The sequence below is a fragment of the Bacteroides sp. 1_1_14 genome (assembly GCF_000162515.1).
GTDB lineage: Bacteria > Bacteroidota > Bacteroidia > Bacteroidales > Bacteroidaceae > Bacteroides > Bacteroides thetaiotaomicron.
Map to the genome: position 1 here is coordinate 272,977 of NZ_GG774706.1, position 20,571 is coordinate 293,547.

A 20,571-nucleotide genomic window follows, 5' to 3' on the forward strand; every position below is an offset into this window, starting at 1 on the left:
CAATGGTGACCGATTTTTCTCTATGAATGTCCTGTTTTCGTTATTTGTATTTGTTGTGGCTAACTATTTGCGTATAAACGACATATCAAACAATTATAAAGGAGTTTGGGACATTCTGTTTTCCCTATTATTTACCAACTTTGCAAAAAGTAAAAAAGGAGAGGCTATGGAAAAAGAGAACATTATGACAGTAGATATAGAAGACTTTAAGAAGAGTCAGCATATCCTTGATTATATAGACGATGACTTTGCGATAGTCAACAGTCTGGACGGGATTCCGTATAGTAATGATACGGTCCGGCTGAACTGTTTCCTCATTGCCGTCTGTGTGGAAGGGTGTATTCAGCTGGATATCAACTACCGGACGTATCAGTTGCAGGCGGGCGACTTGCTGCTCGGTCTTCCCAATACACTGATCAGTCGTACGATGCTGAGCCCTAAATATAAGATAAGGCTGGCGGGATTTTCTACCCGTTTTCTGCAACGCATTATTAAAATGGAGAAGAAAACGTGGAATACCGCCGCTCATATTCACAACAATCCGGTGAAGTCTATCAGCGAAGGCGGGGACGAACCTGTTTTCAGGTTCTATCGGGATTTGATTGTGGCGAAGATCAACGATGAACCTCATTATTATCACAAGGAAGTGATGCAACATCTCTTCTCCGCCCTCTTTTGTGAGATGCTGGGGCAGCTTCACAAGGAAATTGATGCTCCCGATAAGGGGGACAGTCCGAAAGAAGGTATCAAACAGGCGGATTATACCCTGCGGAAATTCGTGGAGCTATTATCGAAGGACAAGGGTATGCACCGTTCTGTGAGTTATTATGCGGATGCGCTTTGCTACACTCCGAAGCATTTTTCGAAAGTCATCAAGCAAGCGTGTGGCAGGACTCCGTTGGACTTGATCAATGAAACGACGATAGAACATATCAAGTACCGGCTGAAACGTTCGGACAAGTCCGTTAAGGAAATAGCGGAGGAGTTCAATTTCCCCAACCAGTCCTTTTTCGGGAAGTACGTAAAGATGCATTTGGGGACTTCACCGGCTAATTATCGGAATCGCAAGAATGAGTGAGACGAAGAATCTCTTGGAAAGCCTTCAGGTAGCGTTCGCTGACTGTCTCCATATTGATCTTTTTCCGGATCATCCGTTCCGACTCTTTTCCCATCTCCTTGCAACGTTCGGGAGATTCGAACATCTCTCTGATTCTATCTGCCAGACTATCGGCGTCTCCGTCTTTGAAAAAATAGCCGTTCTTGCCTTCCATGACCAGGTCGCGTTCCGTACTGTCGCATACGGCACAAAGGACGGGCATACCATATGTCATGGCATCATTGATCGAAAGCCCTCCCATGCCGGCAAGCACATAGATACTCGATTCGTTCATATAGGCGCCCAGCGTTTTTGGGTCATAGACGGCTCCGATAAAGCGGATGCTGTCTGTCAGTTGCAGGTCGTTTGCCTGTTGTCTGAGGTTGTCCAGTTCCGGTCCGTCTCCTACGATCACCAGTTCCGCTTCCGGATAGTCGGCGGCTACCTTCCGGAAAGCCTCTATCAATAAATCTACCCGTTTCCATTTTACGAGCCGTCCGATGTGCAGCAGGCGACGGTCGCACGGGGGAAGGATGGAGGGGGAAGCCAGTACGGATTCTTTTTCTTTGAGAAGTGCTTCCGTATCGGTCGAGTTGTAGGTGACGTGTATCTGCTCCTTCTTTACTCCGTAAGAGGGGAGGATGTCGTAGGCGGCTGTCGAGTAGTTCAGCGTTCCGGCGGCTTGGGCGTAGCAGTACTTCCGTATCCTTGCCGTTATCCATTGGCGCAGATAGAATCCGGTCCCCTTGCTGAGCAGGCGCATACCTTCGTCGTGCATCGGATTGGCTTTGAAATATTCCTTGATCTTTCCGTAGGGAGGAGTCTGGAAGGGGATTTCGCGAATCACCAGTTTGGCGTTGCAGGACTTCATAGCCTTTCTCAGTGCGGGCTGGAAGAATACTTGCAGGAAGTAGGGCCATCCTACTACCACTATATCCGGTTTTTCTTCCGCAATGATTTCGGGAAGGGCGGGGAAAGCACTTTTTCCGTAGAACATCTTCTTCTCCGGTGTAGTCAGATGCTTGTAGATTCCTCCTTCTACCATTTTCACCCCTTTGCCGATGGTCGTATTCCCTTTCTTTGGACTGACAACGGTTATTTCTACTCCTTTTGCCTGTAGCCTGTTGAGCATGGCATTCAGGTAGTGGGGGATTCCTCCGAATGTAAAAAGTACTTTCATTGTATATGCTTGCTGATTTGATTAAAACATGTGATTAGTTTCTCCACTTCATGTTCGTGGGCGTACCGGGCGAAAGCCTGAATGTCCATCCTTGTTTCGGTACACAGCGAGCGGATAGCTGCGCTGCATTCTCCGGCGTTGTCTTCTCCGGTGGTTTGGCCTGTTCCGTACTGTTCTACCCTCCGGCCCATGCAGAGGCCGCGGCTGACTATGACCGGTTTGCGGAAGGCGGCAGCTTTGGTCAGGAGGTTGCTGCTGCCGGTGAACTGCTTGTATGCGGCAAAAATAAGGTCGCTCTCCGCTATCAGGGCATTGAAACAGCTTTCATCGGGAATCTTCTCCAATGAGAACAGACAGTTATTCCTTGACTCCCCGAACGCCCGCAGGTCGTTTTCCTGTTGTGCGGTGAGAGAAGATTTCCCCGCAATGAGGAAGAAATATTCATCCTTTGGCAATAAAGGGATACTCTCTAGCAGTAACTTTATCCCCTTGCGGAAATTGATGGAACCGAGCAGGGATATCACTTTCCTTCCTCTGGCTTTCTCCTTCAGTTTCCGCAGCAACGGGTAGTTTGTGGCGGGAGCCGAAAGATCGGCAAAGTCGGGAAACAGCAGAATGTGGCGCTGAAATGTTTCCAGGTCTTTCGCTGAATATTCGTTCAGTATGCCTACTCCTACGCAGTTCTTGCTTCGCAGGAAAGGGCGTGTATCGGGCATCCCTCGGTGGTAAGGCGGCAGGGCGGACTGAACCAGCAGGCCGCTCCACTGATAGGGCAGCAAAAGATTGAACAGCCATAAGGGAGCCAATGTAGGCAGCATATCGTCGAGGCAGGCGAAGAAGACCAGATCGGGTTTCAGCCGTTGAAGACTCCGGCGCAGCCTGTACAGATTTCGCAGCCGAATCACTGCATTGCGCAGTACAACCAGCTTTTTCTGCAACGGTTTTCCGGCAGGGAGCGGCAGCAGCGGAAGCGCTGAGACAGGCTGAAAGGCAACGGTCTCCTGTACACCTTTCCCGTCGGGAGCGATGAGCGACGTTTCGTGCCCCATGCCCGCCCATGTCTGAGCAAACTGTTTATAATACGTTTCCCGATGGCCTGATACTGAACAATCTATAACTGTAACTTTCATGATTCCGATGCTTTTGGGGGCTTGGACATTTCTAATGCTTCTGAATAAACTTGCCGTAACTTCTGCCCTGCCAACTGAAAGTCGAAGCGACTGACGATAGATTGGCGGATTTTCTCTTTGTCGAACGACTCGTAGGTGTCGTACAATGTTTTCATCTTAGCGGCGAGCGCATCCACATTTCCCGGTCGGATGAGGAAGCCGCTTTCGGGAGTGATGATGTCCTCCGGTCCTCCGCATACGGTGCCGATGGCGGGCAAGCCTGTTGCCATTGCTTCGATGAATACGATGCCAAATGTCTCCGCAAAGGAGGCCAGTACAAAAGCATCGCAAGTACCCAGCAACCCGGACAATTCTTCCCGTGACAGGCGGCCGGTCAGTTTTACCTGCTCTTGCAGGTGGAGAGACTGAATCTGCTCTTTGAGTGACTGCATTTCTTCTCCGTCTCCGGCAATGATCAAAGAGACATGCGGCATATCCTTGAATGCCCAGTGAAAAGCAGTCAGCAAATCCCAGAATCCTTTGCGCTTATTCAGGTTTCCGATGCTGATGAAAGTAAAATGTTTCTCTTTCTCCGTCCGGTGAGGGCTGAATGCAAAGGTATTCGTATCTACAAAGTTCGGTATGACCGTCACTTTATCCGGGTCGCTGACGTATGCGCACAGGCTCCGTTTTAGTTTCGTGCCGACACAGATAATCTTTCGTGCCTCGCTGTATGCCTTCTTTAGTATCACTGCCTGCGACGGTGTCGTCTGATTGCCGTTGATGGAAGAGGCGTGCTCTGTGATGACATAGGGAATCTTATACCATTTATAAACCAGTCGTGCGGCATACCCTGCCCATGTGCCGAAGTGCGCATGAATCAGGTCGGGGCGACCGTAAGTGCGGATATACTTCCGTACTAACAAGACGGTCAGCAGAGACCAGATGATTCCTCCCGCGCGGGTGCTTAGTTTCGGGTTCCATGCGTGCATGCGCATGGTGACGAAACTGCCGTTATCTTCTGCCGATATCTGAAAATGACTCTCTTTGCGGAACCGTTTCCATGTGAAGTTCTTCAGAGGCCTTTGCTCCGTGAAGGCAAGTCCTGTCCGGCAGCCTGATTTAGCCAGTTGCATAGCCTGCTCGAAGAACATATATCCCCGGTGCGGGGGGGAGTCCTTTTCAGGATAGTACATTGGAAGTATCAGTATATGCATTTGTCTTTTATTTTTAGAAGAAGAATGGTGATGAAATCGCGGATACGTTTCCCGAAAGTAACGGTCGGTACACCGGTGTAGGCGGAGGCTTTCTTGCGGAAGGCCTCTTCATCGTCGAAAGTGGGATGGTTCACAAAGTGTTTGTACAGCAGATACAATCCTCTTTTCTTCTCGTAAGGAAGATGCCATACCGCCAGTTGTTCGTCTCCTTTTTCTACCGTATTGTATTTGGGGTAGGTCCAGAGGCGTTTGACGTATTGATTGGCGATATTGTTGTGGATGTTGAGTCTCGTTGCCACTACGCTCAGGAAGTGGGCTTCTTCGTTCAGTTTGGGCTGATTGGCGGCAAAACGTTCCAGATTATAATTCCATAAAGTAGGATATGCTTCGTTGATTCGTGCCACTACATCACCACGCAGCGAGATAAATTCTCCCCCGTAATAATGGACAAGCTCTGTTCTTGTGACTCCGTTTTTCGTATCTTGCTGCTCTGCTTCTTCCTTTTCCGCTCCTGTTTTCTTCGTTGCCTCCTTCTCTTTTTCTCTCTTCTCTTTTTCTACGTAACAGTCATTATAGATATCTGTCATCTCCTTTAGTGTGATTCCGTTCACGCTGAGGTTCGGTCGGTCGGATGCATCGTACAGGGCGGAGCCGTATTTCCGTGTGTCGCTGAACAGTTGCTCCAACGGACGCATACAGAGACAGTCCGCATCGCAGATGAGCAACGTATCGTCCGCCTGCATCCTTTTCTCCATATAGCGCAGGATATCATACAGGTAGAATTGATTTCTCCATGCCCCGTACCATCCTTTGGGAGGGATGCAGAGATAAGGCAGGGTAACAGTCTCAATCCGTAACTCCTTGAATAATCGTTCCAGATAATCGGGAAACTGATCCAGATTGCTGAAGAAAAGCAACTTGTCATCCGGATGATAATGTCTGAAAGTGGTAAAGAACGGCACTTGTATCTGCATATAGATGGAATGGACGAGGGCGGAATCTCCCCGTTTGCCTGCCTGCGGATAGAAACTGGCATCTTCTTTGGATTCCTTGTAGAACCAAGTCGCTATGTAATTGGTAGGTGTCGTCATGATATCTTTTTCTTTTTAATGAACTGAATACATTCCTTGAAAATGACTGATTGCATTTTCCACAAAACAAGTGCATATAGAGAAGCCACGAAAAACACTTTGATGGCAAGTGACAAATACAGATTAGTGATGCCCGACGTTATGTAATGGGCTGCGATTGTCAGTGAAGCTGCCAGCAGAAAATAAGGAGCGATATCTTTCAGTATGCTGAACAGCGTCAGCGGAATCTCCCTCCGGGCAAAGCAGTACCAGACAAACAGCCACCCGATATTGATAGCGACAAACAGATAAATCATGGTGGTGATGCCGTATGGATAACTGATACAGGCAGTGATCAGCTGCAACACGCTCAGTGCGATACTGTTGAACATAAAGATGGAAGACCGCCCGCGGCTGACCAGCAATAAGGAGAACAGATTATTGATCGGGATAAAGGCTCCCCATATACAAAGTAATTGCATGATCCGTGCGGAAGCGAGCCACTTGTCCGTGATGGCAATCAGAATGAACTCTCTGGAAATGAGGCTGAGCCCGAACATGGCAGGGAAAGAAATAAAAGCCGTGAAACGCAGCATTTTATGAAACACGGCCGCCTGACGCTGCGGGTCATTAGCCACACTTGCCAGTACGGGCTGGGTGACTCCGTTGATCATTCCGGTGATGAGGGCGTGTCCCTTATTGTTCCAGTTGTTGGCCTGGCTGAAGTCTCCGACTTCCTGTTTAGTGTAGAATTTACCCAGCAGGACGGAGAACAGGTTTTGGTTGATGATAATAAAGACTTGCGTAATCAGCATTTTACTGCTGAATCCGAACATCTCCCTGATGGGAGAGAAGTCAATGCGGAAGCTGGGCTTCCAGTGGGCAAAGTACCAGTTGAGTGCCGTGCCTATGACGACAAAGGTCATTGTCTGTATAGCCAGACCCCAATAGGCAAATCCGTTTGCGGCAAGAATAATCCCCACAATACCGGATAGAAACAGGCTTGAAAGAGAAATGATGGTATTCTCCTTCACTTTGAGATTACGGAAGAGAAGAGCTCGTGGAGCTATCCCGAAACTGGCTATAAAGAAACTGAGGAAAGAGAAACGGGCAAGCGACGTTAACTCCGGAGTATCGTAAAATTTAGCAATCAGCGGAGCTGAAGAATAGAGCAAAATATAAAGAACAGCACTAAAAGAGATACTGAACCAGAATACAGCGTTATAGTCTTTATCGCTGACTTTCTCGCGATTGGCGAGTGCTGCGACAAATCCGCTTTCCTGTAGGGCGGAAGCAATGGCCGGAAAGATAGCCAGCATACCGATCATACCGTAATCGGCAGGGTCCAGTAATCTTCCTAACACTACTCCGAAAAGAAGTCCTAACAGCTGTTGCACACTGCTGCTGAGCCCTCCCCAAAATAGCCCTTTTGCTGTTTTTTGTTTCAGTGACTGTTCTTCACTCATATTATTATACCATATTTCACTTTCTGAATCCTATTGGATTACGTGGCTTATCCGCTATTGCTTTTTGCGCTTGCAGTTCGGCCAGTGTTTGATTGATCAGCTCCAATTGTGTGCGGGTATCCTCATTAATATCATTATAATCGGTGAAGGCCTCTTCGATATAATTTTTCAGTTCTTCCATCTGATTTTCTAACTGGCCGACTCTATCTACAGGAAATTTGGCAATTAGTTGCCGTATGGCAACAAATGCACGTACAATCAGAACACTGGTCTGTATGGCAATATCACTTCGGAGTATACTGGAGAGCATTACAACACCGTGTTCGGTAAATGCTAGTGGAAGAGCAGATTTCGGACGTTTGGCACGGGATGTCATCACAAATTGTGATGACATATCTTCCCATTCCTCATTTGTTAGTTGAAACATAAAGTCTTCGGGAAAGCGGCTCTGATTCCGCTTTACCGATTGATTTAAGATACGTGTCTCAACTTGGTACATTTCGGCCAAATCAAAATCCAGCATTACTTTCTGCCCTCGGACTTCATATATCTTACTCTGTATTAATGTGAGTGTAATATCCATTAGCTTATCACTTATTTTACTTCGCTGCCCGGCTTCACCTCTTTCTGAGGCATGATAACTGACAGACTGCCGTCGTTGTTTTCGGCACTCAGAATCATGCCTTCGCTGACGATACCTTTCAGCTTGCGCGGTGCGAGGTTGGCGATAAAGCAAACCTGTTTGCCTACCAGTTCTTCCGGTTGGTAGTGCTTTGCGATACCCGATACGATGGTACGTGTTTCCAGTCCGTCGTCAATCTTGAATTGCAGCAGCTTGTCGGCTTTCGGCACTTTCTGACATTCAAGGATGGTACCAACACGGATATCGAGTTTCGTGAAATCATCAAATTCGATGTTCGGACGAATCGGGTTTGCCTTATAGTTGGCTTCTTCGTTGGCCTTCTTCGTGTCGAGCAACTTCTGTACCTGTGCCTCGATTACGCTGTCTTCTATTTTTTCGAACAGCAGTTCCGGCTTGTTCAGCTGATGTCCTACCGGGAGCAGATCGTTCCTTCCCAGTTCCGACCATTCGAAGCTTTCCATGTTCAGCATCTTGCGGAGTTTCTCCGAGCTGAAAGGCAGGAACGGTTCGAAAGCGATGGCAAGGTTGGCAACCAGTTGCAGAGAGATGTTCAGGATGGTGCCTACACGTTCCATGTCGGTCTTTGCCAGTTTCCAGGGTTCGGTGTCGGCAAGGTATTTGTTGCCGATGCGTGCCAGGTTCATCGCCTCTTTTTGTGCGTCACGGAATTTGAATACGTCGAGCAGCTTCTCTACTTCTGCCTTTACGTCGGCAAATTCTTTCAGGGTTTCTTTGTCGTAATCCGTCAGTTCTGCGCAGGCGGGTACTTTGCTGTCGAAGTATTTCTGAGTCAGCACCATTGCACGGTTCACGAAGTTGCCGTATACGGCTACCAGCTCATTGTTGTTGCGTGCCTGGAAGTCTTTCCAGGTAAAGTCGTTGTCCTTCGTTTCCGGAGCATTGGCGGTCAGTACGTAGCGGAGTACGTCCTGTTTGCCGGGGAAGTCTTCCAGATATTCGTGCAGCCATACCGCCCAGTTGCGGGAAGTCGAAATCTTGTCTCCTTCCAGATTCAGGAATTCGTTGCTCGGCACGTTGTCCGGCAGGATATAGCTTCCTTCCGCTTTCAGCATGGCGGGGAATACGATGCAGTGGAATACGATATTGTCCTTTCCGATGAAGTGGAGCAGACGCGTTTCGGGGTCTTTCCACCATGTCTCCCAACTGTCGGGAAGCAATTCCTTGGTATTGGAAATGTATCCGATAGGAGCATCGAACCACACGTACAGCACCTTTCCTTCCGCACCTTCTACGGGCACAGGGATACCCCAGTCGAGGTCACGGCTGACGGCACGCGGCTGCAATCCCATGTCGAGCCAGCTCTTGCACTGTCCGTATACGTTGGGGCGCCATTCCTTGTGGTCTTCCAGAATCCATTGGCGCAACCATCCTTCGTGTTTGTCGAGGGGAAGATACCAGTGCTTGGTCTCCTTCATCACAGGTTTGCTGCCGCTGATGGCGCTCTTCGGGTTGATCAGATCGGTGGGCGACAGGGAGGTTCCGCATTTCTCGCATTGGTCGCCATAGGCACCTTCCGAATGGCAGTGAGGACACTCACCGGTGATGTAGCGGTCGGCGAGGAATGTTTTCGCTTCTTCGTCGTAATATTGTTCGGATGTTTTTTCGATAAACTCTCCTTTGTTGTATAGCGTCTTAAAGAAATCCGAAGCCAGCTCATGATGCGTCTTCGAAGTGGTGCGGCTGTATACATCGAACGAAACGCCGAATTCTTCGAACGATTTCTTGATCAGATAGTGGTAACGGTCTACTACATCCTGCGGAGTGACTCCTTCTTTCTTTGCACGAATCGTGATAGGTACTCCGTGTTCGTCCGAACCTCCGATAAACAATACATCTTCTTTCTTCAGTCGCAGATAGCGCACATAGATATCTGCCGGTACATATACGCCGGCCAGGTGACCGATGTGTACAGGTCCGTTCGCATACGGCAGTGCCGATGTGACGGTGGTTCTCTTGAATTTCTTTTCCATTGATATAGAGTGATTTTATGATTTTACTGCTTGCAATATGCAAAGATACGGTTTGCAACGTGCAAAGATAATGCTTTCCACAGATTTCAGGAAGAAATGTGACAGGAAATCTGTGGAAAAGGCTTGTTTAGCCTGTGCCGTTTTACATCATCATGTGTCTGCGGATGGAGAATTTCACAATTGCCATTGCGTTGATGGTGTCGAATGGAATATCCATCGGGTCGTGGTGCGTATTGTAGCTAACCAGCTTGAGGTACCCTTCCCTATCAGAATGGTTCACATACTTTACTGCCAGATACTCGTCTCCTTCGATGGTAAACGAAACGAGATACATCTCGCCGTAAATAAGGTTATTGAAACTATTAATCTCCTTAAATCCTATGATATCACCCGACTTCAGAATGGGATACATGCTGTCGCCACTGATGTAGACCGCTCCGTCACATAGGGGAATGCTTGGGATCTGTATCTTTCCTACTGTATATTGCTGCTTGTTGGTGAGCATTGTTTTCAGGTTAGCAGCTGCTGTGATGTCGTATAGTGTCACGCTCCGGTCATCTATTGCTTCTACCGTTTTGGGATTGTGAATGATCTGCACTTCTCCTTTTGCCAGTTCGCTTTCACAGAATTTTGCCGGATGCTTGGGGCTGCCCTTTCCTAATAACAGCCAATTGAGATCTACGTCTCTCATTTTGTTGAGCAGCAGATGAAAGTCAATCCGGTTTCTGGCGCCCCAGTTAGATACTGTCGCGCGTGAAACGCCTAGGTAGCTTGCTAACTCACTGTCGTTTTTGAAATTAAGTGCCTGTTTGGCACGCTTTACGATTCCCGTAACATCCAGAAATGTATCCATTTTATTTATGTTTTAGTTTTATGTAAAAATATATCGAATGCTTATCTCTTAATTTATAGCTAGTTATAAACTTTTTTAGCGTTAACATTTAAAACGATTTGTTTTTTATATGAAAACGTGTTTATCTTTGTATCGCTGAATACAGCTAATAATTTTCAAATATATGAATTAAAAACAAAACGACCATGAGAAAAAGCGAAAAAAATACGAAAACCTGTCATTGGCGTACTTTTGCCTGTTTTCAACTTAGATTTTCAGTGTCTGTCAGCTAGGCGCTTCCGGCTGTTGTCAAGGGCTCTCTGAAGTATCAGCAAGCCTTTGCCAACCTGTTGGCGAGCTCTTGTCTGTATGTTGGCAAGCCCTTGCCGACAATCCCGATGCCTTTGAGCTCTCCCTCTGAATAACTAATGGATTGCTAAACTAATTATAAACTTATAAATGAATTAATTATGAAAGACTTAGAAACTACTATTACTCGTTGCTGCAGTTGCTGTAAACGTGAACTCCCCCTAGATGCTTTTTACTTCAACAAGCAACAACAATGTCCGGATCGCTATTGTAAAGCCTGTCGAAAAACAAGGAGTCAGGAAAGTTATCGTACGAATGAATATTCACGAAATGTGAATAAACGTAGTGATTATCTGGTCATTACTCAAGTGCGAGATCCTGAAATAAGGAAAGAACTTATTCTTCATGCTCTCCGGACCGTAGCCGAAAGTATAAAACGCAAACGGTTAAAACAACTGGATGAGGAAATACTGAATACCTCTTATTGATAATTTTCAACTCTTAAATTTGTAATATATGCCAAGAATTAAAAAACGGGGACTGGATTATTTTCCTCTTAACACAGACTTTATATACAACCGCCTGGTGCGGCGTATCATGAAACGTGAAGGCGATGCTGCTCTTTCCGTACTTATCGAAGTTCTTTCGTATATCTACTCCGGTGAAGGTTACTATGTACGTGCCGATAATTTGTTCTACGAGGATCTCTCTTCCAATCTCTATGAGAAAAGCAGTGAGGATGTGAAACGTATCGTTGCCCTTGCTGTGGAATATGGAGTGTTCGACACCGGACTTTTCAGTCGCTATGGCATTCTTACTTCTGCTGAAATACAGCAGCAGTATTGCTTTAGCACCAAACGCAGAAAAAATTTGTGCCTTGAACCTGACTATTCTCTGATAAGTTGTGACCAGGAACTTTCATTGTCGCAAAGTGAAAATAATGTGAATAAGTTTGTTGGGGATTTGTGCGCAAATACCGACGAAAAGCAGCCTTTAGAGGAGGTGAACGGAAATGCGGAAGAAGTAGAAAATGTCACATTTATCCACGAAAATGTGACATCTGGTACACATAGCATAGCACAGCATAGCGTAGCAGAGAATAGAGTAGAATACCCCCTTTCAACTTCCCCAGGGAAAGATAGGGAGGTGAGAGAGGAAAAGGAGGAATCTTTTTCGATAAGGGAACTGTCGGAACAGGGAAAAAACGGAATGTTACAACCGAAAGGTCCGGTCTGCGAGTCGGTTGCTGTCGCCAGGATTGATACTTCCCGATTCAGTAAACGTAGAGAATGGACCAATGAAGCTATAGATGGCCTTCAACCACCTGCGGATGGTATGGAACGGAATTACACCGGATTGCTTTACAATCTGCGGCTTTATGGAATTTCTCCTTCAGAACAATATGCTATAATCAGAAAAAGCAACTTTGGAGTCATCGGTAATCCGGTATGGAAAGGTCTTGGTACCTTGCGGGACAGTGGTGGGAAAATTAAACTTCCCGGACGCTATCTACTGAGTGTGTTGAATAACTAAATATTATGATAATATATTGTTTTGTAGATTATTATATGGAAGTTTAAGAATTAGTTTAAGACACTTCCCTAAAAAAGTTTGCCCATATGATTTGATCTCTATATCTTTGTCTTGTCAATAAGCTTAAGGACAAAACTAAACGATTTATTAACGATAAAAACTATTACAATTATGGCAGTACTTTATGGACCTTACCAGTCCAGTATGAAAAACAAAGATGGTAAAAAACTATTCTATCCGCGTGTAGTGCGCACGGGTAATGTGGGCATCGCCCAAATCGCTGATGAGATAGCCGGGTATTCTTCCCTGTCTTCCGGTGATGTAAAAAACTGTATTGACAATCTTGTCACTGTCATGACGCAGCATCTTCAAACGTCCCAAAGTGTGACTCTTGAGGGATTCGGCACCTTTCGTGTGGTGATGAAAGCCGGGGGAAAAGGAGTGGAAACGGCTAAGGAAGTGTCTGCTTCACAGGCTTCGCTGACTGTTCGTTTTCAGCCTTGTACCACCAAGAATCTGGACCGTACGGTTGCCACCCGATCAATGGTAACTGGCGTGAAATGTATGCGTTTCGATTTGGCGGACAATGTTACTACCGGTGGTGGGACTCCCGATCCGAATCCCGGTGGAGGAAGTGGGGGTGATGACGGAGAAGCACCGGATCCAACTGTATAACCCGTTCTGCTTTGATGAATAAACACAAAAAATAACGACTTGATTAAGCTGGAAACAGGAAACTGGAAACAGGAAACGAAACTAGAGACAACTAATTAGATCTAGACTTCTAATTGTACTTTCACAGACCATTAATTAAACGAGTAATTACCAGTAAACATGAGGACTATTAATTTGATTGTGGTGCATTTATCGCATCATGAGCAGGAGAGCGTATGCTTCAGACGAAATGGTGCTTATTCGAAATATTAAAAAATAATGCACTTCGGGCCCGGAGAACATTGAATACACAAAGAGAATAAGAAAAGAATAATCAATTATTCAAGTTAACAATCTCACCACAGACATAGGAATATGTGTGGAGAGGCATAAAAAGAGTTTTATATATTAAAACTCCATGCCCCTTCTGTGGCGATAAAGATCAGAAAGGAGGTGTAAAACTATGGCAATCAAAAAATCAGTATGGGACATGATCCTAAAAGTGGTGATCGCAGTGGCTTCGGCTGTAGCAGGCGTTTTAGGCGCTAATGCGATGAACTTGTAATGATAGGCATTTGCTTGTAAGATATACTCCTGGTGGGTTGACGTTTGTCACCCTCCGGGAGGCTGTCGACCAACAATTAGCCAATAACTAATCTATTGACTTTTAATAAACTATTAATTTAAAAACAACATAATATGAACAAGATAAATCTACATATTAACGAAACGAAAATCAGAAGACTGCCTCTGGTCTTATTATTGACATGCCTTCCTCTGTTTACGACTACTATGCGGGGACAATCAAATGGAATCAGTCTTGATGTTCCCCGCATTGTTCCTGTGTCCCCTGCGGTGACTGAGATGGGAAAATATCAGTTTTATCCGGTTAGCCATTGTACAGGCATTCCTGATATTACAATTCCGCTCTATGAGATAGTGGCGGGTGAAGTGACCATTCCTGTCAGTCTTTCCTATCATTCGGCCGGACTCAGGCCTAAAGAACGTAGTGGTGTCGCAGGAACAGGTTGGACATTGAATCTGGAGCCATCAGTAAGCCGGCAGATTAGAGGAGTTGCAGATGAAGATTTTGATCGCGGATGGTTTTATCGTAGTCGCCATCCGGAGCCAGGTAATGATGAATTGAAATCTTTCCAATATTACGAAGATAAAGTGAATAATGTGATCGATACACAACCGGATAAATTTACTTATAAGCTTCCACACGGTGGTGGTAGTGCTTTCGCTATGAATCCTTTTGATCCAATGTGTACAGTTCCGCTCAACAATGACAGGATAAAGTATTCGGGAGGTGACATTGAGATAACAGATGAAAATGGTGTACGTTATTCTTTTGGCGGAACTCGTGAGAAGTGTGGTGATTACACAACTCGATGGCTCTGTAGCTCTATATATTCTGCACGGAATCCTGAACAGGAACTGGTGAGCTTTTCTTATTATACAATTTCTCATATTATCAATCCGAGTCTGTATTACAATTTGGATGACAGATTGATATTTGATAAGGTACAGAACTCAAATGGCAGTTCGATGGTGATGATAAAACAGACCAATACTAACGATTATTATCGTGTTGAACCTGGTTATGTCATTGGTGGGGAAGCTTCTTTAGAAATAATGAGCAGTACCGATGCTGCGACTTATTATTCGCCTACCTCTGCTTATGTTAGGGATGAACTTTCAGAAGCCTTTCTTACAAGTGCGGACTATATGGGAAATCATTTGTCCGTTAGCTATAAAAGTACAGGAGGTGAGTTGACTCACAGTGATGTGCTTGATGAGATAGAAGTAACAGATGCGGATGGCTCTTTGATACGTAAAATCAAATTTTATATAACGCCTTATAATGATAAGACATCTTTGACGAAGCTTGATTCAGTATGTATCTCTGCTCCCGGAGCAGAGAACCGTACTTATTCATTTCGTTACTTCTATACATCCAGTGTTCCCTCCATTTATACGACTGCCGTAGACCATTGGGGATTTTTTTACAGGAGGTGAATCAGGTGACCAGAATGCGCTGCCTAGTGTAACTCATAATGTACTTCTTGATGCTAATGGCTTGGGAAATATGCAGCCTTTTACTGTACACTTCTCGGGGGCTAACCGTAATCCTAATGCAGGAGGAACCAAAACGGGCGTACTTAATATGATAACAGATCCGCAAGGAATCCAGACGAGTTTTTCTTATGAAGGGAATTTTGGTGCTTTCCGCGATACTAGTAAAGATAGAACACATCGTGACTATCTTCATCCGGTAGGCGGACTGCGAATTGGGAAAATAGAAACTTATGATCCTCATACGCGTAAAAGAATTAGAAAACACTACGAATATGGTTTGACGGAAACGAAAGATCCGAATTTTGAACCAGTCTGGGGTGGTGGAGCTATCAAACATATTGTGACACAGCGGGATTATCGCTCTTCCGTGACTAATATAACTGTTGATCCGTATACGTCTGGAATAACGTCTGAATCTCTTAGCTTTTATAACTGTATGCCGGTGTCCAATATCACTTTCAATAATGGCAGTCCGGTGATGTATAACATAGTCAGTGAAATGGTGTATGGAGATTCAGAACCCGTTCAGAAAACACTGTATTACTATAGAGTACTTTCTCATGATTATAAAGATTTGCTGGAGTGGGATGATGATGACCCTGCCGGTTCGGTTGCAGATTTTGTGATGAATTCGATTACAGAAAAAAATGAATCTTTGGTTCGTAATAATTTTGATTTGAGTCACGAATTGTCGGATGACTATACATATGGCTTAAGTAACCAGATGTTTGGAGTTTTGCTCCGGAAGGAACAGTTTAGTGACGGCGAACTTGTGGCAAGTACAGAAAATGTTTATTCTTCCCAAAAATCCTGGATGGATAATTCCGAAGTCATCATTCCTGAGAGACTTATGATTATAGATCCGGAAGTATATCTTCAGCATACTGTCGGAGGATCAGCTCATACTTCCTATAGTTTCTTTTTAGATATGTCTACTTGCAGGGTGTTGGATAAGGAAATCAACAAAAGATATTACAATGTTGACGGGCGACAAGATGTGGTTACTACCGAAAAGAAGTTTACTTATACTGTTGACTGGGGAAATCCGGGTTCTTCTTTGAGTCCGCGTCAGATCAGTACTACTCGGAGTGATAGCACTCAAGTAATAGATTACTTTGATTATCTGGCTGATTATCCCGCTATACTCTCTTTGCATAAGCATACAGAAGGAGAATATAGCAGTGAGAGCCGTATCCTTTTCAAACCTGCAAGTTGTCTTCCCGAAAAAGTGCAATCGAGAACAGACGCTCAGGAGGAATACCGTGACGAGGTGGTCTACCGTTGTTATGATAGCTATAATAACGTGACCGAAATAGCAGGAAAGGATGGGACTCCGATCAGTTTTATCTGGGGCTATCGCAATCGTTTTCCTGTTGCTCGTATAGAAAATGCTACTATCAATGAGGTTTATACCGCATTGGGAGTTTCGAATGCTGATATGTGGGCTGAAAGTGATGAACCCACTGATTCGGATTGGAATGATATCAATTCCCTGCGTACTAAAATACCGAAAGCCCGTGTCACCACTTATAAGTATAATCCTCTTCATGGTGTGGTTTCCGTTACTGATCCTAACAATGTGGTTACTGGATTTGACTATGATAACTATAGTCGTTTAACGGAAGGATATTATTGGGATGAGGATTCTCGTAAGATAATGTTGCAGAAATATATCTATAACTTCGGCAAATGACCTCATTCAGTTGTAATTATGTATTTATGTTGTTGAATTTATAAACACTAATTTTATGATACGTACTATTATATCTATTATTTTATTTACACTTTGTTCGCACAGCTTGTTCGGACAATCTTATCGTGATCGTATGCGTTCTGCGATAGATATGGGAAACCACTCTACTGCTTTTGTTTTTACCGATACGCGATATACAGGTGATTACACAAACGATTATTCGTGTCCGGAATGCGAATATCCTCCTATATTGCCGGCTAATGATGTTTTTTATAAGCTGACACTTGATCGTTCTATGTATTTAGACTTTGGCCTTGATTTAACCTCGATTCGTAGTGCTCATATTCATATATTGAATTCTTCGGGCAGGGAAATTCATCACTATTGTGGATATGGTGCATCCTTTTGGCTAACGGATGGAGTTTATTATTTTGTTATTGAGCCTTCAATTGAACATTTCCCGGGTATACTTGGTGATGGAATAATTACGACAACGGTAGAGGGTAGTGAGCGTGAGGTTGGAGAAGATTTTTCCCGTCCACTAGATATCGGTACATTTAATTCTGATTTCTCCATTGTAGCTGGTGTTGAGTATTTTAGTTCATACATGATGGATTATCGAGATGATCCTTTTTTGTGGGACGAATATTGTGATATGGTTCACGAATTTACAATCACAGAACCAATGGTGGTAACAATGGATGATGAAGGCTCTGATAATTTCGGAGAAAACGACTATCGTTCTGTACTGATGTCTTCGCGAACAGATACCGTTCAGGCGGTTTTTTCTGAAACTTTTGGTTGGGGGTATACGAGATGTCGATATGAGCTTGCCCCAGGTCACTATTTTATTTATTCGTTTGGAAAGGCTCCGAGAAATCCTAATGAGCTTGTTATCAATCTTACCGGTAAGACTTGTGGGCCTGGTTCTGATGTTAATCATTCTATTGATATCGTTAATGATTCCGAGGATGGCTTCTTTCATTATGAGAATACGATTGACACTTCTACCCTTTTAGATAGCAGAAACCCTGATAAAGCCGGTAACGAGGTCTATTATCGCTTGAATTTGTCGGAACCGATGGAACTATGCTTCAGTAACTGCGGCTCTGAAGTGAGAGATACTTACATAGCATTGTATTCTTCGGATATGGAAGTGTTGTATTACAATGATTATCTAGACAGAGAGGCTTGTAATATAGCTGACCAGGCTTATCTTCAAATTTCAGCGCTGCTTCCAGGTACATACTACATCATGGTGGATGGTGCAACGAATGGAAATATCAACCTTGATGTAGATGGGCGATCTTTGGGAACGGTTGGAGATAAGTTGCTCACTGCTATCGATGCAGGTAGCTACGATAGCGGTTTTATGTTTAATGATACACGAAACACTTCTACCGGCTATACGAACCAGTTTATGGGAAAATCGACCAACGATGTTTATTATAAACTGACTTTGCGTCAAGGAGTTGATCTTCTGAAAATAGATCATTCGGGTTCGGAATTGGCAGATACTTATCTGAGCTTTCTTAATTCTTCAGGGGCAGTTTTGGCTTCCAGTGGCAACGCTTCTGGAAAGGCATATCTCAATTTGACAAATTTGGTGGCAGGTACATATTACATTGTTTCTGAAGGAATCAACGGAAACGGTATTATTACTACCCATGCTGAGGTTCGTGGAGTTAACGGTTATCTTTCGACAACGAAAGGCCAGCCTCATGTTATCAGCTTTACTCCGACTGTGGCTAGTAGTGATGTTCTATCTTTGAGTGTTGACAATGTCCGACAGGACATTCAATATTATGATTATTTCGGCAACCCTACGGTGAAAGTGCAGCATGGTTTTTCGCCTTATGGCGACGACCTCTTTACGTTGCAGGAATATGACGGTCTGAATCGTGCTTCTAACCGGTGGCTTCCGGTGTCGAGAGCCAATACAAACGGGGCGTATGTATCACCGGGACTTTTGAAGGATGCAACGAAAGCATTTTTCCTTTATGGAAATGATGCTAATCCTTACAGTCATACCGTTTATGATCACTCTCCTTTGAATGAGGTTGTTGAAGAGTGTGGTCCGGGTAGGGCATGGCATGCAGGCAATAAATCAGTGAAGACTGATCGTATGGCGAACTTGAGTAGTGAAGATGCAACTGCCGATTCTGTACTTCTAGCTCTTGTAGTGCGTATTTACCGTGTTTCCGACACTTCGATTCTAAACACAGGAACGTATCCGACTGAGGCTCTGAATGTGATAAGGACTACCGATGAAGACGGGAATGTTAGTTATGAGTTTAAGGATCAGTCAGACCGTACCCTTCTTGTGCGTCAGATGGATGGTAATGAAATGCATGATACATATACCGTATATGATAATTATGGTAATATCCGTTTTGTCCTTCCACCGCTAGCATCGGACAATCTGAATGCTGGCTCCTCTTGGAGTGAAAACAATGAGACGCTGAAGAAGTATGCTTATATTTACCACTATGATACATATAACCGCCCGATTAGCAAGAAACTTCCAGGATGTGAGCCCGTTTACACAGTATATGATGCTGCCGACAGAGCTGTTTTCACCCAGGATGGTAATCAGCGTGATAAGGGTGAATGGTCATTCAGTATCCCTGACGCTTTCAGCCGAATAGTGTTGACAGGTACTTGTAAAAACGTTTTTGATTATACTGCCAATCCGCTAGGAAGTAATGTTGTAACAGCAGCGTGGTCAAATGGTAGCACTGCTTTGAAAGGCTATAGTGTGACAGGTATTACCCTTACTGCTCCTGTAGTATTATCCGCCAATTATTACGATGATTACGAGTTCTTGGGTAAGAATGGTATTCCTGATGATGCAACGACCGGTTATTCAGAAATGTCCGGTTACGGTAAAAGATATTCCGGTGGTTGTAAAGGTCAATTGACGGGAAACTGGACAGCCCGTTTGACGTCTCAGTTGGCAGGTTCAACCTATTTGGTTATGTATTATGATGATCGTTATCACGTGATTCAGCGGAAAGGGAATAACAGTCTGAATGGTATGGAAGCTGTCTATACATCTTATAATTTTGAAGGCAGTCCCGTGAAAGAGAAACGTATCCATTCCGTTCCCGGTCAAGACATCATAACGGAGGTTCGTAACCATACCTATGATCTTGCTAATCGTTTGCTTCAAACGACCTATCAACTCAATGATGATGCTCCTGTTATTTTGGTGGATAATGTCTATGATGAGATCGGTCGTCTGAAAACGGAAAAACGTACTGGTCATTCCAAACTAAGAACTGATTATACCTATAACCTTCGTTCCTGGACGAAAGGTATTAATGGCCCTTTGTTTCACCAAACGCTTACCTATCAGGAATCGATCGATGGAACTACTCCTTATTATAATGGTAATATCAGTAGTATGACATGGAAGTCGGGAGGATCAGCCGTAACCAATGAAATGGGATATCGTTTCACTTATGACGGCTTGTCTCGTATGAAAGATGCTATCTACGGAGAAACGAATACACTCTCAATCAATCAGAACCGCTTCAGTGAACAGATAACCGGTTATGATAAGATGGGCAATATTCTGAGTTTGCTCAGGTATGGTCAAACAAGTGCAACAGGTTATGGTTTGGTTGATAACTTAAGTTTGGTTTACAATGGTAATCAACTTCAGTCTGTCGATGATCATGCGCCAAACTTCGG

At 44.6% G+C, this 20,571-nt stretch carries 16 protein-coding genes; 8 read left to right on the plus strand and 8 right to left on the minus strand.

From position 1 onward, the window contains the following. The first annotated feature begins 166 nt into the window (after positions 1 to 166). Entirely contained in the window at positions 167 to 1,078 is a 912-nt protein-coding gene (locus tag HMPREF9007_RS11485) for a helix-turn-helix domain-containing protein (protein ID WP_008761837.1), read from the plus strand. On the opposite strand, the gene HMPREF9007_RS11480 is transcribed toward HMPREF9007_RS11485, so the two are convergent. The 8 genes from HMPREF9007_RS11480 to HMPREF9007_RS11445 all read right to left on the minus strand — a co-directional run bounded on the left by HMPREF9007_RS11480 (position 1,050) and on the right by HMPREF9007_RS11445 (position 10,625). After that, the gene (locus HMPREF9007_RS11480; RefSeq protein WP_008761838.1) at positions 1,050 to 2,276 is read right to left on the minus strand and encodes a glycosyltransferase family 4 protein; all 1,227 of its coding nucleotides are present in this window, start codon (positions 2,274 to 2,276) and stop codon (positions 1,050 to 1,052) included. The two genes, HMPREF9007_RS11485 and HMPREF9007_RS11480, sit on opposite strands and share 29 nt — an antisense overlap. Then, the gene (locus HMPREF9007_RS11475) at positions 2,273 to 3,406 is read right to left on the minus strand and encodes a glycosyltransferase (protein ID WP_032850424.1); all 1,134 of its coding nucleotides are present in this window, start codon (positions 3,404 to 3,406) and stop codon (positions 2,273 to 2,275) included. The genes HMPREF9007_RS11480 and HMPREF9007_RS11475 overlap by 4 nt, the downstream gene beginning before the upstream one ends. Then, on the minus strand, positions 3,403 to 4,602 hold the full coding sequence (locus HMPREF9007_RS11470) for a glycosyltransferase family 4 protein (protein ID WP_008761839.1): 1,200 nt from the start codon (positions 4,600 to 4,602) through the stop codon (positions 3,403 to 3,405). The genes HMPREF9007_RS11475 and HMPREF9007_RS11470 overlap by 4 nt, the downstream gene beginning before the upstream one ends. Further along, positions 4,590 to 5,693, minus strand: a complete 1,104-nt coding sequence (locus HMPREF9007_RS11465) for a hypothetical protein (protein ID WP_008761840.1) — start codon at positions 5,691 to 5,693, stop codon at positions 4,590 to 4,592. The genes HMPREF9007_RS11470 and HMPREF9007_RS11465 overlap by 13 nt, the downstream gene beginning before the upstream one ends. Continuing rightward, on the minus strand, positions 5,690 to 7,138 hold the full coding sequence (locus tag HMPREF9007_RS11460; RefSeq protein WP_008761841.1) for a lipopolysaccharide biosynthesis protein: 1,449 nt from the start codon (positions 7,136 to 7,138) through the stop codon (positions 5,690 to 5,692). The genes HMPREF9007_RS11465 and HMPREF9007_RS11460 overlap by 4 nt, the downstream gene beginning before the upstream one ends. Positions 7,139 to 7,154: 16 nt before the next feature. Further along, a complete protein-coding gene (locus HMPREF9007_RS11455) occupies positions 7,155 to 7,721 on the minus strand; it encodes an ORF6N domain-containing protein (RefSeq protein WP_008761842.1) in 567 nt (188 codons plus the stop codon). 11 nt (positions 7,722 to 7,732) lie between these two features. Further along, a complete protein-coding gene (metG, locus tag HMPREF9007_RS11450) occupies positions 7,733 to 9,772 on the minus strand; it encodes a methionine--tRNA ligase (RefSeq protein ID WP_008761843.1) in 2,040 nt (679 codons plus the stop codon). A 142-nt stretch (positions 9,773 to 9,914) separates the two neighbouring features. Beyond that, positions 9,915 to 10,625: a helix-turn-helix domain-containing protein gene (locus tag HMPREF9007_RS11445; RefSeq protein WP_008761844.1), complete on the minus strand. Its 711-nt coding sequence runs from the start codon at positions 10,623 to 10,625 to the stop codon at positions 9,915 to 9,917. 449 nt (positions 10,626 to 11,074) lie between these two features. Here HMPREF9007_RS11445 and HMPREF9007_RS26245 point away from each other — a divergent pair, with 449 nt between their 5' ends. From HMPREF9007_RS26245 to HMPREF9007_RS11430, 7 genes are all read left to right on the plus strand, one after another. Further along, the gene (locus HMPREF9007_RS26245; RefSeq protein WP_008761845.1) at positions 11,075 to 11,401 is read left to right on the plus strand and encodes a hypothetical protein; all 327 of its coding nucleotides are present in this window, start codon (positions 11,075 to 11,077) and stop codon (positions 11,399 to 11,401) included. A 28-nt stretch (positions 11,402 to 11,429) separates the two neighbouring features. Then, positions 11,430 to 12,446 carry a DUF4373 domain-containing protein gene (locus HMPREF9007_RS11440; RefSeq protein ID WP_008761846.1) on the plus strand — a complete coding sequence of 339 codons (1,017 nt, stop codon included), beginning with the start codon at positions 11,430 to 11,432 and terminating at the stop codon, positions 12,444 to 12,446. A 171-nt stretch (positions 12,447 to 12,617) separates the two neighbouring features. Then, positions 12,618 to 13,121, plus strand: coding sequence for an HU family DNA-binding protein (locus HMPREF9007_RS11435; protein WP_008761847.1), 504 nt, complete (start codon positions 12,618 to 12,620; stop codon positions 13,119 to 13,121). A gap of 448 nt (positions 13,122 to 13,569) precedes the next feature. Beyond that, positions 13,570 to 13,665 carry a smalltalk protein gene (locus tag HMPREF9007_RS27170; protein ID WP_149932071.1) on the plus strand — a complete coding sequence of 32 codons (96 nt, stop codon included), beginning with the start codon at positions 13,570 to 13,572 and terminating at the stop codon, positions 13,663 to 13,665. A gap of 134 nt (positions 13,666 to 13,799) precedes the next feature. Then, positions 13,800 to 15,122, plus strand: coding sequence for a hypothetical protein (locus HMPREF9007_RS27730; protein ID WP_008761848.1), 1,323 nt, complete (start codon positions 13,800 to 13,802; stop codon positions 15,120 to 15,122). Between the two features lie 70 nt (positions 15,123 to 15,192). Beyond that, positions 15,193 to 16,875: a hypothetical protein gene (locus HMPREF9007_RS27735; protein ID WP_008761849.1), complete on the plus strand. Its 1,683-nt coding sequence runs from the start codon at positions 15,193 to 15,195 to the stop codon at positions 16,873 to 16,875. A gap of 55 nt (positions 16,876 to 16,930) precedes the next feature. Then, positions 16,931 to 20,571, plus strand: a 3,641-nt coding sequence (locus HMPREF9007_RS11430; RefSeq protein WP_008761850.1) for a DUF6443 domain-containing protein, incomplete at its 3' end; no start/stop codon positions are given.

What these genes read in the sequence shown, in the direction of transcription:
- HMPREF9007_RS26245 (WP_008761845.1), top strand. Translation starts at nt 11,075, where the DNA reads ATGAAAGACTTAGAAACTACTATTACTCGTTGCTGCAGTTGCTGTAAA.
- HMPREF9007_RS11475 (WP_032850424.1), bottom strand. Translation starts at nt 3,406, where the DNA reads ATGAAAGTTACAGTTATAGATTGTTCAGTATCAGGCCATCGGGAAACG.
- HMPREF9007_RS11470 (WP_008761839.1), bottom strand. Translation starts at nt 4,602, where the DNA reads ATGCATATACTGATACTTCCAATGTACTATCCTGAAAAGGACTCCCCC.
- HMPREF9007_RS11440 (WP_008761846.1), top strand. Translation starts at nt 11,430, where the DNA reads ATGCCAAGAATTAAAAAACGGGGACTGGATTATTTTCCTCTTAACACA.
- HMPREF9007_RS11465 (WP_008761840.1), bottom strand. Translation starts at nt 5,693, where the DNA reads ATGACGACACCTACCAATTACATAGCGACTTGGTTCTACAAGGAATCC.
- HMPREF9007_RS11485 (WP_008761837.1), top strand. Translation starts at nt 167, where the DNA reads ATGGAAAAAGAGAACATTATGACAGTAGATATAGAAGACTTTAAGAAG.
- HMPREF9007_RS11445 (WP_008761844.1), bottom strand. Translation starts at nt 10,625, where the DNA reads ATGGATACATTTCTGGATGTTACGGGAATCGTAAAGCGTGCCAAACAG.
- HMPREF9007_RS11435 (WP_008761847.1), top strand. Translation starts at nt 12,618, where the DNA reads ATGGCAGTACTTTATGGACCTTACCAGTCCAGTATGAAAAACAAAGAT.
- HMPREF9007_RS27735 (WP_008761849.1), top strand. Translation starts at nt 15,193, where the DNA reads ATGCAGCCTTTTACTGTACACTTCTCGGGGGCTAACCGTAATCCTAAT.
- HMPREF9007_RS11460 (WP_008761841.1), bottom strand. Translation starts at nt 7,138, where the DNA reads ATGAGTGAAGAACAGTCACTGAAACAAAAAACAGCAAAAGGGCTATTT.
- metG (WP_008761843.1), bottom strand. Translation starts at nt 9,772, where the DNA reads ATGGAAAAGAAATTCAAGAGAACCACCGTCACATCGGCACTGCCGTAT.
- HMPREF9007_RS11480 (WP_008761838.1), bottom strand. Translation starts at nt 2,276, where the DNA reads ATGAAAGTACTTTTTACATTCGGAGGAATCCCCCACTACCTGAATGCC.
- HMPREF9007_RS11455 (WP_008761842.1), bottom strand. Translation starts at nt 7,721, where the DNA reads ATGGATATTACACTCACATTAATACAGAGTAAGATATATGAAGTCCGA.
- HMPREF9007_RS27730 (WP_008761848.1), top strand. Translation starts at nt 13,800, where the DNA reads ATGAACAAGATAAATCTACATATTAACGAAACGAAAATCAGAAGACTG.